At 43.8% G+C, this 16451-nt stretch carries 11 protein-coding genes, 1 tRNA gene, 1 pseudogene and 1 riboswitch; of the genes and pseudogenes, 3 read left to right on the plus strand and 10 right to left on the minus strand.

All coding sequences use genetic code 11. The features are described 5' to 3' along the window. The first annotated feature begins 43 nt into the window (after positions 1-43). Both ACTHS3_RS02235 and ACTHS3_RS02240 read left to right on the plus strand, forming a co-directional pair. Positions 44-4567, plus strand: coding sequence for a DEAD/DEAH box helicase (locus tag ACTHS3_RS02235; RefSeq protein ID WP_440367019.1), 4524 nt, complete (start codon positions 44-46; stop codon positions 4565-4567). Then, complete coding sequence (locus tag ACTHS3_RS02240) at positions 4567-5316, plus strand: type ISP restriction/modification enzyme (protein WP_107737276.1); 750 nt, start codon at positions 4567-4569, stop codon at positions 5314-5316. The genes ACTHS3_RS02235 and ACTHS3_RS02240 overlap by 1 nt, the downstream gene beginning before the upstream one ends. 243 nt (positions 5317-5559) lie before the next feature. Here the strand turns inward: ACTHS3_RS02240 and ACTHS3_RS02245 are convergent, their stop codons facing one another. The 8 genes from ACTHS3_RS02245 to ACTHS3_RS02280 all read right to left on the minus strand — a co-directional run bounded on the left by ACTHS3_RS02245 (position 5560) and on the right by ACTHS3_RS02280 (position 11984). Beyond that, entirely contained in the window at positions 5560-5832 is a 273-nt protein-coding gene (locus ACTHS3_RS02245; protein WP_083300555.1) for a YkgJ family cysteine cluster protein, read from the minus strand. Between the two features lie 58 nt (positions 5833-5890). Further along, a complete protein-coding gene (locus tag ACTHS3_RS02250) occupies positions 5891-6904 on the minus strand; it encodes a hypothetical protein (RefSeq protein WP_070588050.1) in 1014 nt (337 codons plus the stop codon). Positions 6905-6914: 10 nt separating this feature from the next. Further along, complete coding sequence (locus tag ACTHS3_RS02255) at positions 6915-7871, minus strand: hypothetical protein (RefSeq protein WP_070587910.1); 957 nt, start codon at positions 7869-7871, stop codon at positions 6915-6917. Between the two features lie 9 nt (positions 7872-7880). Further along, complete coding sequence (locus ACTHS3_RS02260; protein WP_070587907.1) at positions 7881-9401, minus strand: hypothetical protein; 1521 nt, start codon at positions 9399-9401, stop codon at positions 7881-7883. Positions 9402-9752: 351 nt separating this feature from the next. After that, entirely contained in the window at positions 9753-10082 is a 330-nt protein-coding gene (locus tag ACTHS3_RS02265) for a helix-turn-helix domain-containing protein (protein WP_070587904.1), read from the minus strand. Continuing rightward, on the minus strand, positions 10072-10386 hold the full coding sequence (locus ACTHS3_RS02270) for a type II toxin-antitoxin system RelE/ParE family toxin (RefSeq protein WP_070588049.1): 315 nt from the start codon (positions 10384-10386) through the stop codon (positions 10072-10074). The genes ACTHS3_RS02265 and ACTHS3_RS02270 overlap by 11 nt, the downstream gene beginning before the upstream one ends. A 120-nt stretch (positions 10387-10506) precedes the next feature. Further along, the gene (locus ACTHS3_RS02275) at positions 10507-11682 is read right to left on the minus strand and encodes a tyrosine-type recombinase/integrase (RefSeq protein WP_070587902.1); all 1176 of its coding nucleotides are present in this window, start codon (positions 11680-11682) and stop codon (positions 10507-10509) included. Positions 11683-11907: 225 nt separating this feature from the next. After that, positions 11908-11984, minus strand: a tRNA-Met gene (locus ACTHS3_RS02280). Positions 11985-12095: 111 nt separating this feature from the next. Next, positions 12096-12195, plus strand: a riboswitch (TPP riboswitch). Positions 12196-12289: 94 nt separating this feature from the next. On the opposite strand from ACTHS3_RS02280, the gene thiC reads away from it, so the two are divergent. Beyond that, positions 12290-14179, plus strand: coding sequence for a phosphomethylpyrimidine synthase ThiC (thiC, locus tag ACTHS3_RS02285; protein ID WP_049344950.1), 1890 nt, complete (start codon positions 12290-12292; stop codon positions 14177-14179). A 91-nt stretch (positions 14180-14270) separates the two neighbouring features. Here the strand turns inward: thiC and murJ are convergent, their stop codons facing one another. Then, a complete protein-coding gene (murJ, locus tag ACTHS3_RS02290) occupies positions 14271-15809 on the minus strand; it encodes a murein biosynthesis integral membrane protein MurJ (RefSeq protein WP_004519114.1) in 1539 nt (512 codons plus the stop codon). Positions 15810-15818: 9 nt separating this feature from the next. After that, positions 15819-16451, minus strand: a pseudogene (locus tag ACTHS3_RS02295) (lipid-A-disaccharide synthase); the annotation flags it as partial.

Genomic DNA, 16451 nt, shown 5'->3' on the forward strand with positions numbered 1-16451 from the left:
ATCAACTATAATATTTGAAATTTTACCGTACGGGAAACCAATTATGTCAGCATTAAGCACCTTACTAGAGCAGTTTGAAAAAGCCACGCTGAGCCAACGTGATAAAGGCACTTCTTTTGAGAATCTCATTATTAAATTCTTTCAGTTTGAACCTTATTACAAAAGCCAATATTCAAACGTACAGACTTACGCTCAATGGATTGAGGAGCATGGTGCTTCACTTGGTTTAGAAAACAAAACAGATGCAGGTATTGATTTAGTCTTAACGAGCAATACAGGCGAATTTCACGCTGTACAATGCAAAAATTATTCTGCTGACTACAGCATTCAAAAGAATGATATCGACAGCTTCTTTACTGCTTCAGGTAAGCAATGGTTTACCCATCGCTATATTGTAACTACTACAAATAAATGGTCAAAAAATGCAAGAGAGGCTTTAACCAATCAACAAATCCCTGTTTCAGTTATCAATTTGGAAGATCTAGAAAACAGCCAAATTGATTGGTCGCAATTTCAAATCAAAGATAAACCTGTATTAAAAGCAAAAAAAGGCTTACGCCCACATCAACAAAGTGCCTTAAAAAGTGTTGAAACCCGATTTAATGGAGGAGAAACACGCGGTAAGCTGATTATGGCTTGTGGTACGGGTAAAACGTTTACTGCGCTGAAAATCGCTGAAAAAATGGCTGGTAAAGGCAAGCGGGTACTCTTCCTAGTACCAAGCTTATCATTATTGAGCCAAACCTTACGCGAATGGAATCAAGACACAGAAACACCATTGATTAACTTTGCTGTTTGTTCAGATAGCGATGTAGGCAAAAAACACAATGAAGATAGCGTCCTAGCCAATCTTAGCGATTTACAATTTCCAGCAACAACTAATGCCAAAAGCCTTGCAAACGCCGTACACGTAGTAGAGCAAAAAAATAAACAGCAAACCATGACTGTTGTTTATTCCACTTATCATTCCATTGATGTGATTCACCAAGCTCAATCACTGCATAATCTGCCTGAGTTTGATTTAATCATTTGCGATGAAGCACACCGCACTACCGGCGCAACATTTGATGGAGAAGACGAATCCGCTTTTGTCCGCATACACGATGCCGACTACATCAAAGGCGCAAAACGGTTGTATATGACTGCTACTCCGCGTATCTATGGAGAAGCCGCTAAAACAACCGAAGGCGTGGTTTTGTATTCTATGGATGACGAAACCCATTACGGCAAAGAGTTTTTCGTTCTAACATTCTCCCAAGCCGTTTCAGACGGCCTATTGGTCGATTATAAAGTTATTGTCTTAGCCATTGAAGAAAGTCATATCCAACGCCGCATCCAAAACCTACTCACTGACGGCAACAACGAACTCAAAGTCGATGATGCTGCCAAAATTGTGGGCTGCTGGAAAGCACTTTCCAAATACGGACTAAGCGGCGAAGAAGGTGCACTGTACAATCCAATGCGACGTGCCGTTGCCTTCTGCCAAGTCATTGAAAAAGAATACAAAGGCAGCAAACACAAAGTCAGTTCAAAACTAATTGCAGAAATGTTCCAAACCGTGATTGAGGAATACCAGCAGGCAGAACGTACTGCCTTGCTCAAACAAAATCCCGATTTGAAACTGCCACCGCAACTGGCCATGACCTGTCAAGCCGAACATGTGGACGGCGGTATGAACGCAGGTGAAAAAGAAAGCAAGCTGCAATGGCTAAAAGCACCCGAAGGGCTACCCGAAAATACCTGCCGCATCCTCTCCAATGTCCGCTGCCTGTCTGAAGGCGTGGACGTACCTGCACTAGATGCCGTGTTATTCCTTACTCCTCGCAACTCCCAAGTTGATGTCGTGCAGTCGGTCGGCCGCGTCATGCGCCGTGCCGAAGGCAAACAACAGGGCTACGTTATCCTTCCTGTCGTTATCCCTGCAGGTGTAGAAGCCGAAGACGCATTAGACAAAAATGAAAACTACCGAGTTGTCTGGCAGGTACTCAACGCTCTACGTGCACACGATGACCGCTTCGATGCCATGATTAACAAATTGGAGTTCAACGGTAAAGATACCCAGAAAATGGAAGTTATCGCCATTGCCGACAAAGTTTCTCCCAAAATCAAACGAAGCAGCAAAAAAGACCAAACCTTACGCGAAACCAAGGCTAGCTACGGCATAGGCAGCCCCACCACACCCGCGCCAGTACAAGAAAGCTTCCAATTCGAAATCGGCGAAATCGAACGCGCCCTCTACGCCAAAATTGTCAAAAAATGTGGCAACCGCCACCATTGGGAAGACTGGGCAGACGACATTGCCAAAATTGCTCGTACCCATATCGACAGCATCAACGCCATTCTGGAAAACCCTGCCAACGAAACAGAGCGCACAGCCTTCGAGGCCTTTGCTGCCGAACTGCGCGACGACCTCAACAACGCCGTCAGCGACGAAGAAATCGTCGAAATGCTGGCTCAACACATGATTACCAAACCTGTGTTCGACGCACTGTTTTCCGATTACAGCTTTGCCGAACACAATCCCATGAGCCGTGCCATGCAGAAAGTGCTGGATTTATTGCAGCAGAAAAACCTGCACAAAGAGCGCAATACCCTGCAATCCTTCTACGACTCCGTCCACCTGCGTGCCAGCGGCATCGAAACCGCCGAAGGCAAACAAAAAATCGTCGTGGAACTCTACGACAAATTCTTCCGTAACGCCTTCCCGCGTATGACCGAACGGCTCGGCATCGTTTACACGCCCGTCGAAGTCGTCGATTTCATCATCAAAAGCGTGGAAGACGTCTTACAGCACGAATTCAAAAGCAGCCTGCAAGACAAAGACGTGCATATCCTTGATCCCTTTACCGGCACAGGTACCTTCATCACCCGCCTGCTGCAAAGCGGCATCATCCCTCGCGACAGACTTCCTGAAAAATACAAAAGCGAAATCCACGCCAACGAAATCGTCCTGCTCGCCTACTACATCGCCGCCATCAACATCGAATCTGCCTACCACGGCATACTGGCAGGCAACATTGACGGCAATGTTTCAGACGACGTCCCCTACGTTCCCTTTGAAGGCATCTGCCTGACCGATACCTTCCAAATGTACGAGAAAGGCGACATGCTGGACGAAATGCTGGTGGATAACAGCGCACGCCGCAAACGGCAGAAAGCCTTGGACATCCGTGTCATTATCGGCAATCCGCCCTATTCCGCAGGGAGAAAAAAAGGCAACGATGATACAGCTCGCATCCCATATCCCCTTTTAGATGAGAGAATTCGAGAAACCTATGCGGCTAACACAGATGCTACCAACAAAAATGCTCTATATAACAGCTACATCCGCGCCTTACGCTGGGCTTCTGACCGTTTATCGGGTCAAGGTGTAATTGCTTTTATTTCTGGTAACGGGTTTATCGACAAACCTGTAATGAGCGGATTGCGAAAATGTTGGCAAGAAGAATTTAGTAATATTTACATTTTTAACCTGCGTGGAGATGTGAAGAAAAATATATTAAGCAAGGGAAGAACCAAAGAAGGAGAAAATATTTTTGATGACGCCAGTACATCAGGTATCGCCATCTCAATTCTTGTTAAAAAATCTAATCAAAAAGAAAAAGGTAAGATTTACTATTATGATATTGGAGATAATTTATCGGTAAAAGATAAAAAAGCCAAGCTGATTAAAATAGATAGCATGAAAAATGTTCCTTGGGAACAAATTGAACCAAATGAATTTTCTGACTGGGTAAATCAAAGAGATTCTAACTTTAATGACTATATTTTAATTGGAGATAAAAAAGATAAAACAGAAAATTTAATTTTTTCTACATACTCTATGGGCATTAAAACAAATCGCGACACTTGGGTTTATGGGTTTTCAAAAAATAAGATTGAACAAAATTTGACTGGATTGCTTAATTTTTATAATAGTGAAGTAAAAAGGTATGAAGATGCTAAAAATTTGCTGCCCGCCAAACAGGACTTGATTGTAGAAGATTTTATTAGCCTGGATGCAACAAAAATTAGCTGGTCTCGTGCTTTAAGAAGTGATATTAAGAAAGGAAAAATACATACATTGAAATCTTCTTCAATCATGGTTGGGTTGTATCGACCATTTACCAAACAATATTTATATTTTGATCGTAGTTTGGTAAATGATATGGCGTTAATGCCAAAATTATTCCCTAGTCAGTCAAGTAACAATAAAGTAATTATTACTAACGGCAAAGGTTCAAGAAATGGGTTATCAACATTAATAGCGGAAGCACCTCCTGATTTAAATATTCTTGAAGCGGGAGCACAATGTTTTCCATTGGATTATTTTGAAGAAACGGATAGCCCGAACGAACGAACGAACGAACGAACGAACGAACGAACGAACGAACGAACGAACGAACGAACGAACGAACGAACGAACGAAATTATACTCGAACAAACAGCCAATCTAGTTATTTGTATAACAGGGATTGGGGCTCGGAGCGGATTTTCAGTGTTAATGACAGACAAGGTGCCAGACCTACATACATTGGACACGAGTCAATGCTTCCCCATGTTCCTCTACAAAACGGAGGAAGTGTAATGGAAAATCAAGACCTGTTCGCCGCAGAAACGTCGTCTGAAAAGCAGCCTGCGCAGAAAAAGCTCGTCCGTCGCTCTGCCATCACCGACGATGCGCTGGCACATTTCCGTGAGCCATATTCCGCCGCCGATGCAGCCCAAATCAGCAAAGAAGATATCTTCTATTACATTTACGGCCTGCTGCACAGCGAAGAATACCGCGAGCGCTACGCCGACAATTTAAGTAAACAGCTCCCGCGCATCCCGCGCATGAAAACTTACGCTGATTTTGCTGCATTCAGTCAGGCAGGGCGCGATTTGGCAGCTTTGCACCTGAACTACGAAACCGTACCGATGTATCAAGACGTAAAATTTTCAGGTAGCCTGAAAGGCCTGAAACTTACCCCGCAGCAAGTCATCGGCGGCACAGATGAAGATTTCCGCGTGATCAAAATGAAATTTCCTAAAATTAAAAAATTAACGGATAAAAGCAAAGTTATTTACAATGACAAAATCATAATTGAGAAAATTCCTGAAGCTGCCTACGACTATATCGTAAACGGCAAATCAGCATTAGAATGGGTTATAGAAACCCAAGCAGTGAAGACCGACAAAAAGTCAGGTATTACTAACGACGCTAATGATTGGGCATCTGATACCATGAATAACCCGCGCTACCCTCTCGAACTACTCCTGCGTGTCATTACAGTAAGCTTGGAGACACAGAAAATCGTTAACAACCTACCAGCTCTAGATATTGTTGGTACTTGATTGCTGATACAGGCATAACAAACCCTGCTATCCCATTGTGGGTAGCAGGGTTTTATGTTGTCCATACAGTCATTTGATTGGGCAAAAATAAGCCATCATACGTGAAAATTATTACAACTTTAAAGGATACGATCGTTGTTTAGGAGAGAAATCATGGGGTAAATTTCGTATTCTTCTAATGAATTGAATTTTTTGAATAGCCCATGAGCTAGTTATTAATGGATTTTTTATAATATATTAATCTTATTTATCTTTCTGCCATTTTTCACAAAACTCGAGATTCATTTGAACAAATTTTTCCCAAGAAATATCATGAATTAGATATTTTTTATAATAGTCTTCTACACGACATACTTCAGGTCGATTTTCGTATATCGTACACAAGTTGGTTTTCTCATCCAAATATTGGCAAATGCCATCACCTCGATCAAGGAATATGGTTTGTTCACTTAGCTTTACGCGACGACAACATTGGCCACAAGCAGAACAGGGAAAAGGTGAAAGTTGATGCGGCATAGTTAAAAACTCATACAAACTAGGCTGCCTCAATTGAAAGCAGCCTAGTTTTTGCTATTTATGCTTCTACTTGTTTTGGAAAAGCACTTTGAATCTGATTATGCAGCTCCAGTAAGTTACTATCTGCATCACCTAACAAATTACCTTGCTCGTCCAAGATCGGAGTATCCAAAACTACTTTTATTAACTGAATTAATTTTACATTCTTCATTACAATCAGTTTTGCATCATCTGAATATTGGGAGTAATCAACACCTTGCTCATCAATGATACTTTGCAAGCGTTTTAAGTTACGACGAGAATGAGTACGTAATGTAGATAAAATAGAAATAGCGCGTTTTGCAACTTCGTTAATACCATCAGTCAAAGCAATTGCCGCATCTGTATCCGCAAGGAATTTTCTTGCCTCTTCAAGATTGCTATAAGCATCATTTAAATTACTTTCCGCTTTTGAACCCATGTACCATCCTGCAATGAGTAGTGCTGGTCCGGTTGTTAATGCCCCCAATGCCATCATACCTCCAGCAATGCCCATACCACCTGAAGCAAGTGTTCCTCCGCCTAACCACGCCAAAGTTGCATTAGTGGCAGCAGCTCCACTCAGTGTACTAATCGTTGCTCCTGTTCCTGCGGTAGCAAATGCCATCGTACCACTGTACGCGCCAAATGCAGCTAATGCTCCGCCAGCTAAGCCTGTACCTGCTCCCACTCCAGCACTTGCAACGAAAGAGACCTGTTTTTGCATGTTTTTCAATACAACAGTACTGAAGTCATTTAAGTTTAAATTTCCTAAATTACCATCATGTTGAAAATCGACATTTTTGATTTGGCTAAATATAGCAAGAAAATTTTGAACACTTGTAGTCAAGGTATCAATTTTTTTCTGGCCCAATTCTTGTAAGGATTTTTCACAATTAATGCGTGAATTTTCCAAGGCTTTTTGTGCTTTATTAACAACCTCCTTAGCATTGTCATTTACACTATTAGCTTCATTGTTATCTACAATAGCTTTACCACCTTTATATAAACCTGTAGCAGCCAGACCGACACCAATAATTAAAGGAATTGCCATTATTTTCTCCTTATTCATTAATTAATTCAGCTAATTCTTTATTAACTTTGAAAAGAGTTGACATTACCGTGTCAAATTCTTCTATATATTCACTATCAAAAGAACAAACCTGGCAAATCGTATTAATCAGTTGTTTCTCTTCTGTCTCAAATGCACCGCTGCTATATGCGGCTCCAATTAATTCACATAGGATAATTTTCTTTTCTCGTTCGGATAAGGTCAATCCAATTGCTACTTTACGCGCAAACACTGTTTGAACTGCTTTTTGTAGGATCTCCTGTTTAATTTGCGGCAATGATGCCATGCTTGCTCTAATCTTTGTCGGTGTTAGAGTCAGAATATCTTCTCCTTTTGAAATAAGATATTGCATGACTTCTTGTTTAATATCAGCATCATTGGCATATTTGCCTAAAATATCATCAATTGCATTATCTAGAACCCACCAAAATGTGGGAAATTTTTTTTCAGAATCACGGGATATATTTAAATGATCCAACAATTGGCTAACGCTAGCATCTTTTCCCTCAGAATCATCACCAAATAAGGAAAAAACGGATGCGCGGGAGAAGGAAAAAGTGGGTTTGACTTTGACGGTCATTAAGCCAATAGCTTCATTTCTCTCAGAATCATCACCTGCATACGATTCATCAGGTTCCGGATTATAGAAAGATGATGTATTTAAACTGGAATCAAAAGCTCTATATTGCTGATTTAAAGAAAGTTCTATAAAGTCGCTATTAAAATCGATATCATTCTTATCTGATTTAAAGAGCTCATTTTGATACTCTTGCAACATTTCTGCTTCTTTTGAACTGATACTAGCTAGAAATTTTTTTAAAACTTCATCTGATGTAAATTCAGATATTTGTTCTGAGGCATCATTATCGTGTGAAGCCATCATCACAAGCATTGCCAATTCTAAAAACAATGCTTTATGTAACCGGGTCGGAAGTTGATTTAAAAACATATCTATCTCCTAAATGACTAAGACGTTTTGAGAAAGCATGACGGAATCCAGTTCTGTCATCGAGTTGATGCTAATTTTTTTCCCAAGTAAATCAGCAAATTTATTCATACCTTTACATAATTCATCGGCTGAAACATCATCTTTTTCTAATAGTTGAAATAGGTCATTACTCTCTTGATCTAATTGTGCAACCTTTGATGCAAATAATTCTTTTAAACCGATTTCATACTGTCGTGCTATTGCAGAAGCGGCAGCGCATTGAATTTCGATTAACCTTCGTCGTTCTGCTGATTCTTCTGCCTCTTTTAAGGCATTAAAAAATCCATAATACAAGGAATTAGTAATTGCATAACCTACCATGCTACCAATCAAGCCACCTAATACAGGAATAGGAATTGCTATTTGTCCAAGCATAGTGCATGCGCTCGTCGAGAGCATACCTGCGGCAGTTGCCCCCATTTCCTTTGCTAGTTCAGTACCAGTTATTTCATTTTTTGCAAAACGAGTCGCGGATTTACCGACTGCTAAACAGACGGAGACAATAGTTCCAGGTAATCCAGTTGCAGAAAGTTGGCGTAATACAGTACGTTCTGATTGCTGCATATAGCTTTTAATCGCAGATCCTGCAAATGCTGAACCATAACCAACTCCTGCTGAAATTAAAGTACTCTTTGCCGTATCAACTACTGCAGCACCTAATTTTTTATCTCCGGTCCATACGGCAATTACGTTACTTACAGCCGAAATAGAGCCTCCAAGCGCAGCACCCAATTTTGCCCCTTCTAGACCTGCTTGATGACTTACCTTAGCTATGTCTTTTATTGTCTCAAAGTTTGGATTAAGGCGATATCTTACAGCTTCTTCGGTTGTTAAACCTGAGTCTGCAATTTTATGTTCTAGCTGTCTGTAATTTTCAGCCTGTTTTTCAAATTTATCTGCTAATGGTAAGTTACCTTTCTCACGTAATGCTTGAGCTTGCTCTTTTAGATTATTCGCTTGTTCGCGGCAGGTAGCTTTCATCATTTCTACTTGCTCAGTAGGAACTTCTACCCGGTCTACAGCCAAATATCGTGAATAATCGTTTTTCCCTCCACCTTCTCCTCGAGCAATTTTTTTCAATAATTCATCAGGATGACTAACAAACTTCATTTGAGCAGTTGATAGTTCTTTGCCATCAAGTAGCTCTACAATATCCACTGTTGTATTGTTTTTGCCGTATTTTGCTAAATCTTCACTACGTACAAAGCGGTTTGCTTTGCCATCAATGATTGCTTGTGCATTTCTTTTTGAGACACTACTAATTTCTGCCGAAAAACCAGCTTGTTGTTTAATATTCCTTTCAACATCATTTGGATTTATTTTGTAATTGTTAATATCCAATAAACTTCGGTCAAATTTTTGACCAGTTTGCGCATCAATACCGCGTAAACCTTTTAGGAATTCTGCTCCTGCATCTCCATAACGACTTACAGTTTCAAATATGCCACCAGAAATGGCTGTATTGGTAATATCTAACGTACTTTTGGTCATTAATTTTCCCTCGACCAGGAATTGAATCAGCCTAAAAAAGCTGGGAATATTTTAAATTTTTCATTCTTTGTTTTTAAATTTGAGAAGCATGTTCTCTACATGACTAGTAAATATAACATACAATTACATGGATTGGGGATAGCTTCTTGTTTATTCTGAAAGGAATAATTAGGCAGAGCTAACTCGTTGTAAAATAAAGGCAGAGCATCTCTATTTTATCGTTAGTATAATTTCTGCATTAAGTCATTAATTGCTTTACCGCTTAAGATATGTACTGACGCAAACATAAAAAAACCTGCTACCCATATGAGTAGCAGGGCCTTATATATCATTATTCAAAAAGAATAAAAACTAACCGAGCTCACTAATCAAATTAGGATGCTTATCTAAAAGTTTCAGTAAAGCTCCTGCTGCCCCACTTGGTTTACGCGTACCTTGTTCCCAAGATTTAAGGGTACTAGAAGAAATGCCCAACGCTGCAGCAAATTTTTCTTGAGATAAACCAGTTTTTTGACGTGTCTGAACTGTAGAAAGAGCTTCTACTGATGTACACCGGGCAAACTTACCTTGCCTTAATTCATTTAAAGATTGCTTCAAGCTATCTTGAATTTGAACTGCATCTGGATCATCATCAATAACGGCCTGTACGATTTCAGAAATATTCCAATTTTCAGGAGTCATGTCTCTGTCCTTTCAAACTTTTCAATTCAGACGGCTTTAAATTCTCTTTGTCATTCTTTGCATAAATATCCAAACAGACAATCAACCCATCTACCAAGATGTTGAAGTAAATGACCCGATAGCCACCACTTTTCCCACTACCTTGTCGAGCTACACGAATTTTCCGTAAACCACCGCCATTAGGAATAACATCTCCTGCATACGGATTTTGAGAAAGCTGGGCAAAGAAAAATAGACGTTCGTCTTCTTTTAAAAGTTTAGCAGCTTTGTTTTTAAATGTTTCAGTTTCAGCGATGGTATACATCATTTTTCTCTATACTAGAAATGTAACACATAGTATTACCTTAAAACAACTGATTAGCTAGTTATTAAATATAAAAATACTTAATCCAACAATAATTTATCGTATTTCCTGCACTAATCACTAACCCTTTCTATCAAATTGTCTTATCCAGTTACTGTACCATTCCATCATTTCATGGCGTTGATCCAAGTATTCTGTACGATGATATGCCCGACGTATCTTATTGGCTTCAACGTGAGCCAATTGTCGTTCAACTATATCAGCATCAAATCCATTTTCATTTAATACATCTGTTGCAAGAGATCGAAATCCATGGGGAACTGCTTTTCCCTTATAGCCCATCCGAGCCATAATATAGCTGATAGTATTTTCGCTAATTGGCTTCATACTGTCCCATGCTCCGAAAAATAAATAAGGACTTCTTCCGGTAATCTCCTTCAATTCTAAAAGTAATTCGATTGCCCAATTAGACAGAGGCACAATATGAGGTCTACGCATTTTCATCTTTTCGGCTGGAATGTGCCATTCTCGCCTATCAAAATTGATTTCTTCCCATTTTGCAAAACGTAATTCATTAGGGCGCACAAACCAGATAATCTGTAATTTCATTGCAATACGTAGATATTCAGCTATCTGCATTTCTCCTAGCTTCTGAAAGAATCCAGGTAACTCACTTTGAGGTAACGCTAACCTGTGAACCTCTTTTTTTCTACGAATTACGCCTGTAAGAGGTAGAGCAGGATTAATCTTGATCAAACCTGTTTGTATAGCATAGTTGAAAACACATTTAATTCTCTGTAATACACGAATGGCCGTATCATTGACATCTCGTGCTTCAACGGCTTTAATAACTAACAACAATCTAGGCGTTTCAATCAAAGTAATGTCTTCATTGCCAATTTCAGGCAGTACATCAACCTCTAAAGAGTGCCAAACTGTTCTAGCATGTTTAGGTGTCCATCTCGTTGCTTCAGCTTCCCACCACTCCTTAGCCGCTTGAAAAAAGGTGGTGCGTTTTTCCATATCCTCCTCAGCTTGATTTTTAAGAGCAGGGTCTTGTCCCTCTCTCAAACTCTTGCGCAGTAATTCACGTTCTGCACGAGCTTCTTTCAGAGAAATATCAGGATATTTCCCAATAGCCAAAGTTTTCTGCTTTTTATTGAAGCGATAGTTAAATCGCCAGTATTTGCTGCCGTTTGGATGCAGCAAAAGTACTAGGCCTTGACCATCTGATAGTTTTTTAATGGTGGTTGGAGTTTCAGCGTGTCGAATTCTCGCTTCTGAAAGTGCGTTCATTTCTATACCTTTCTGATTTCGTGTTGGTACAAAAATGGTAGCAAAGGAAATGTACCAACAAATGTACCAACAGCAGTTTTGGACTCTAGCAGACACTGCTAGACAAAATTGAATGGTGGAAATAATCGCAAAAATACAACAGATTGAAATTAATGGGCTTTTTGGACTTTATTGGACAATATAGACATGAAAAAAGACCGCTATACAAGCGGTCTTTTTAGTATGTGGTTGCGGGAGCAGGATTCGAACCTACGACCTTCGGGTTATGAGCCCGACGAGCTACCATGCTGCTCCATCCCGCGTCAGAAGTTGTAACTATACGGAAAGACGGAATCGCTGTCAAGCGTTTTTGACAGAAAATGCGAAAAACGCCGCTTTACAAAAAACCGTCCGCATGGTTTAATTTTTCGTTAATAAAGAAACAGGGGTGCTGCTTTCAAACCGAGCGGCTGAGAAATACCCTTTACACCCGAACAGGATAATACCTGCGTGGGGAGTTTCGGCAAATGTGTTTTTAGACGGTTGATTGAAGATATCCACAAGGCCGTCTGAAAAAAAGCAATGCTCCTGTTTCCATTTCATAACCGAAAAACAGGAGCAATTTTTTATGACTACCGCTAAAAAAACCGGCGATGAGGCGCGCCGTCTTTCCGACTTGAGTGAAGACATCGGCATCCGCTTCCAATATCCCAATTCCAACCGCGTCTATATCCCGGGCAGCCGCGCCGACATCCGCGTGCCTTTACGCGAAATCCGTCAAGACGACACCTACACAGCACAAGGTACGGAAACCAATCCACCGATTCCGGTGTACGACACCAGCGGCGCATACGGCGATCCGGCGGCACACATCGACTTGAAACAAGGTTTGCCGCACGTCCGCACTGCATGGCTGGACGAACGCGGCGATACCGAAATCCTGCCCAAGCTTTCCAGCGAATACGGCACTGAACGCGCGCACGATCCGAAAACCGCCCATCTGCGTTTCAACCAAATTACCCACCCGCGCCGCGCCAAAGCAGGCCGCAACGTAACCCAGCTTCACTACGCCCGCCAAGGCATCATTACGCCGGAAATGGAGTTTGTCGCCATACGCGAACGCATGAAGCTGGACGAGCTTTTCAGACGGCCTGAATACGCCAAGCTCTTGAAACAACACGCAGGGCAAAGTTTCGGCGCGAATATCCCGACCCATCCCGACCAAATCACGCCCGAATTCGTGTGTCAAGAAATCGCCGCCGGACGCGCGATCATCCCTGCCAACATCAACCATCCCGAACTCGAACCGATGATTATCGGCCGCAACTTCCGCGTCAAAATCAACGGCAACTTGGGCAACTCCGCCGTAACCTCCAGCCTGACCGAAGAAGTCGAAAAAATGGTGTGGTCGCTGCGTTGGGGCGCGGACACGATTATGGATTTGTCTACCGGCGCACATATCCACGAAACACGCGAATGGATTATCCGCAACGCGCCCGTCCCCATCGGTACTGTGCCTATTTACCAAGCTTTGGAAAAAACCGGCGGCATCGCCGAAGACCTGACTTGGGATTTGGTGCGCGACACCTTAATCGAGCAGGCAGAACAAGGCGTGGACTATTTCACCCTGCACGCAGGCGTATTGCTACGCTATGTGCCAATGACGGCCGATCGCCTCACAGGCATCGTATCGCGCGGCGGCTCTATCATGGCGAAATGGTGCCTCGCCCATCATCAGGAAAACTTCCTCTACACACATTTCGACGAAATCTGCGAAATCATGAAAGCCTACGACGTATCATTCAGCCTCGGCGACGGTCTGCGCCCCGGCTGCATTGCCGATGCCAACGACGAATCCCAATTCGCCGAGCTGCACACTTTGGGCGAATTGACTGCCAAAGCGTGGAAACACGACGTACAAGTCATGATCGAAGGCCCGGGCCATGTACCGTTGCAACGCGTGAAAGAAAACATGACCGAAGAGTTGCAACACTGCTTTGAAGCGCCTTTCTACACACTCGGCCCACTCGTTACCGACATCGCCCCCGGCTACGACCACATCACCTCGGGCATAGGCGCGACCAATATCGGCTGGTACGGCACAGCCATGCTCTGCTACGTTACCCCGAAAGAGCATCTCGGCCTGCCCGACAAAGAAGACGTGCGCACCGGCATCATCACCTACAAGCTCGCCGCCCATGCCGCCGACCTCGCCAAAGGCTGGCCGGGCGCACAGTTGCGCGACAACGCCTTAAGCAAAGCGCGTTTCGAGTTCCGCTGGCGCGACCAATTCCGCCTCAGCCTCGACCCCGAACGCGCCGAGAGCTTCCACGACGAAACCCTGCCTGCCGAAGGCGCGAAAATCGCCCACTTCTGCTCAATGTGCGGTCCCAAATTCTGCTCGATGAAAATCACGCAGGAAGTGCGCGACTACGCCGACAAGCAAAAAGCCCAACGGCAGGGCATGGAAGAAAAAGCGATTGAGTTCGTCAAAAAAGGAGCGAAGCTTTACAGTTAAAACGTAAAGCAAGAAAAGGCCGTCTGAAAATGTTTCAGACGGCCTTTTTAGTGAATAGCCTTTAAGCCAAAGCAATACGCACTACGGCCGCTTATTTTTCCACCCTGCGGAAATGGTGCGGACGGAAGCCGAGCGCGACGAGGGAAACGAAGTAGAGGCCGCCGCCCAAGGCAATCAGGACGCAGAGTTGGCCTGCTTTTTTAAAGCCGCCGACGTGTACCCATTCAAACGGCAGATAATATTGCGCCAGCCACAAACCGCCGCCCATGACGACCAAAGAGATGACCATTTTAACCAAAAACGCTGCCCAACATTTACCGGGGCGGTAGATGCCGTGTTTGCGCAAAAGGAAAAACAGCAAACCTGCATTCAGACACGCGCCCAAACCGATAGCAAGGGACAGACCGACGTGTTTGAGCGGCGAAATGAAAGCGAGGTTCATCAACTGTGTGCAAATCAGCGTGAAAATAGCGACCTTAACGGGGGTTTTGATGTTTTGGCGCGCGTAGAAGCCGGGTGCCAATACTTTAATCATAATCAGCCCGATCAAGCCAAAGGAATAAGCAATGAGCGCGTGTTGGGTCATTTGCGCGTCGTGCAGCGTAAATTCACGGTACATGAACAAGGTCGTAACCAACGGGAAAGACAACACGGCAAGGCCGACGGCGGCAGGTAGGGTCAGCAGCATGCACAGGCGCAAACCCCAGTCGAGCAGACCGGAAAATTGCTCGGTATCCTGACTGGCAGCGTGTTTGGACAAGGTAGGCAATAAGATTGTACCGAGTGCCACGCCCAAAACACCGGTTGGCAATTCCATCAGTCGGTCGGCGTAATACATCCATGACACGCTGCCGGACTGCAAAAACGAGGCAAAAATGGTGTTGATAACCAAGGAAATCTGCGCCACGCTCACGCCCAAAATAGCCGGCGCCATCTGTTTCATTACGCGGTTGACCGCTGCGTCTTTAAAGCTGAGTTTGGGCATTTTCAAGAAACCCAGTTTCGCCAACCAAGGCAGTTGGAACACCAGCTGCAACACGCCGCCGACAAATACCGCCCACGCCAAAGCCATAACAGGCGGATCAAAATACGGCACGAAGAACAGGGAAAAGACGATAAAGGAGATGTTCAAAAAAGTCGGCGTAAAGGCGGGAATGCCGAATTTATGATAGGAATTGAGTATTGAGCCGACAAAAGACGACAAAGAAATCAAAAAAATATAAGGAAACGTCACCCGCAGCAAGTCGATGGAGAGCTGAAACTTATCGGCTTCTTTGGCAAAACCGGGCGCAGAAACATAAATCACCCACGGCGCGGCAAGTATGCCCAGCGCAGTAACGATGACCAGCACAAACGACAGCATGCCGGCCACATGACGCACAAACGCCTGCGTGGCTTCGGGCGAGCGGGTTTCTTTGTATTCCGCCAAAATCGGTACGAAGGCTTGGGCAAATGCGCCCTCTGCAAACACTCGCCGCAGCAGGTTGGGCAGTTTAAACGCGACAAAAAACGCATCCGTCGCCATGCCTGCACCAAACGCACGGGCGATAATCGTATCGCGCACAAAGCCTAAAATGCGCGACACCATCGTCAGGCTGCCAACCTTGGCCAATGCTCCCAATAAATTCATGTATTTTCCTTACTTGTCTTTCAGGCCGTCTGAAAATCCGGCTTCTTCCAATACTGCCGCCGCAGCCAATGCCGCCGTATCTTTTTTCAACAGCAGATGCAAGGCGTGAAAATCCTGTTCCAACGCGGCCACGGCTTCAGGGCGGTCATACCAGTCTGCCACGGCCTGTGCCAGTTTTTCAGGGACGGCATCGTGTTGCAGCAGCTCGGGAACGGCGGCTTTACCCAACAGAATATTGGGCAAACCGACATGCGGCACTTTGATTTTGTTTTTCACATACGCATAAGTTAGCGGCGAAATTTTGTAGCTGATAACCATAGGCCGCTTGCACAAGGCCACTTCCAAAGTCGCCGTACCACTGGTGACCAATACCACGTCGGCAGCGGCGCAAACCGTATCCGACTGCTTGTCGGTCAGCGTGATGGGAAGGGCTGCGAACTCAGGCTGCGCCAAAATTTCACTAATGCGTTTGCGCGTTGCGGCCGTCGCCACAGGCAGCAAAAACTGTGCCTTCGGATAACGTTTCAGCAGCAATAAGGCCGTCTGAAAAAACACCGCCGCCATGTAATCGATTTCGCTCACGCGGCTGCCGGGCAAGATGGCAAACACGGGCACGTCCGCAGGTACGCCCAGCTTCTGCCG

The organism is Neisseria sp. P0009.S007, assembly GCF_051962515.1.

Bases quoted from the DNA above. Each gene is read 5' to 3' on its own strand.
- ACTHS3_RS02255 (WP_070587910.1), bottom strand. From the start codon at position 7,871: ATGTTTTTAAATCAACTTCCGACCCGGTTACATAAAGCATTGTTTTTA.
- ACTHS3_RS02260 (WP_070587907.1), bottom strand. From the start codon at position 9,401: ATGACCAAAAGTACGTTAGATATTACCAATACAGCCATTTCTGGTGGC.
- ACTHS3_RS02235 (WP_440367019.1), top strand. From the start codon at position 44: ATGTCAGCATTAAGCACCTTACTAGAGCAGTTTGAAAAAGCCACGCTG.
- ACTHS3_RS02250 (WP_070588050.1), bottom strand. From the start codon at position 6,904: ATGGCAATTCCTTTAATTATTGGTGTCGGTCTGGCTGCTACAGGTTTA.
- ACTHS3_RS02240 (WP_107737276.1), top strand. From the start codon at position 4,567: ATGGAAAATCAAGACCTGTTCGCCGCAGAAACGTCGTCTGAAAAGCAG.
- ACTHS3_RS02270 (WP_070588049.1), bottom strand. From the start codon at position 10,386: ATGTATACCATCGCTGAAACTGAAACATTTAAAAACAAAGCTGCTAAA.
- ACTHS3_RS02245 (WP_083300555.1), bottom strand. From the start codon at position 5,832: ATGCCGCATCAACTTTCACCTTTTCCCTGTTCTGCTTGTGGCCAATGT.
- ACTHS3_RS02265 (WP_070587904.1), bottom strand. From the start codon at position 10,082: ATGACTCCTGAAAATTGGAATATTTCTGAAATCGTACAGGCCGTTATT.
- ACTHS3_RS02275 (WP_070587902.1), bottom strand. From the start codon at position 11,682: ATGAACGCACTTTCAGAAGCGAGAATTCGACACGCTGAAACTCCAACC.
- murJ (WP_004519114.1), bottom strand. From the start codon at position 15,809: ATGAATTTATTGGGAGCATTGGCCAAGGTTGGCAGCCTGACGATGGTG.
- thiC (WP_049344950.1), top strand. From the start codon at position 12,290: ATGACTACCGCTAAAAAAACCGGCGATGAGGCGCGCCGTCTTTCCGAC.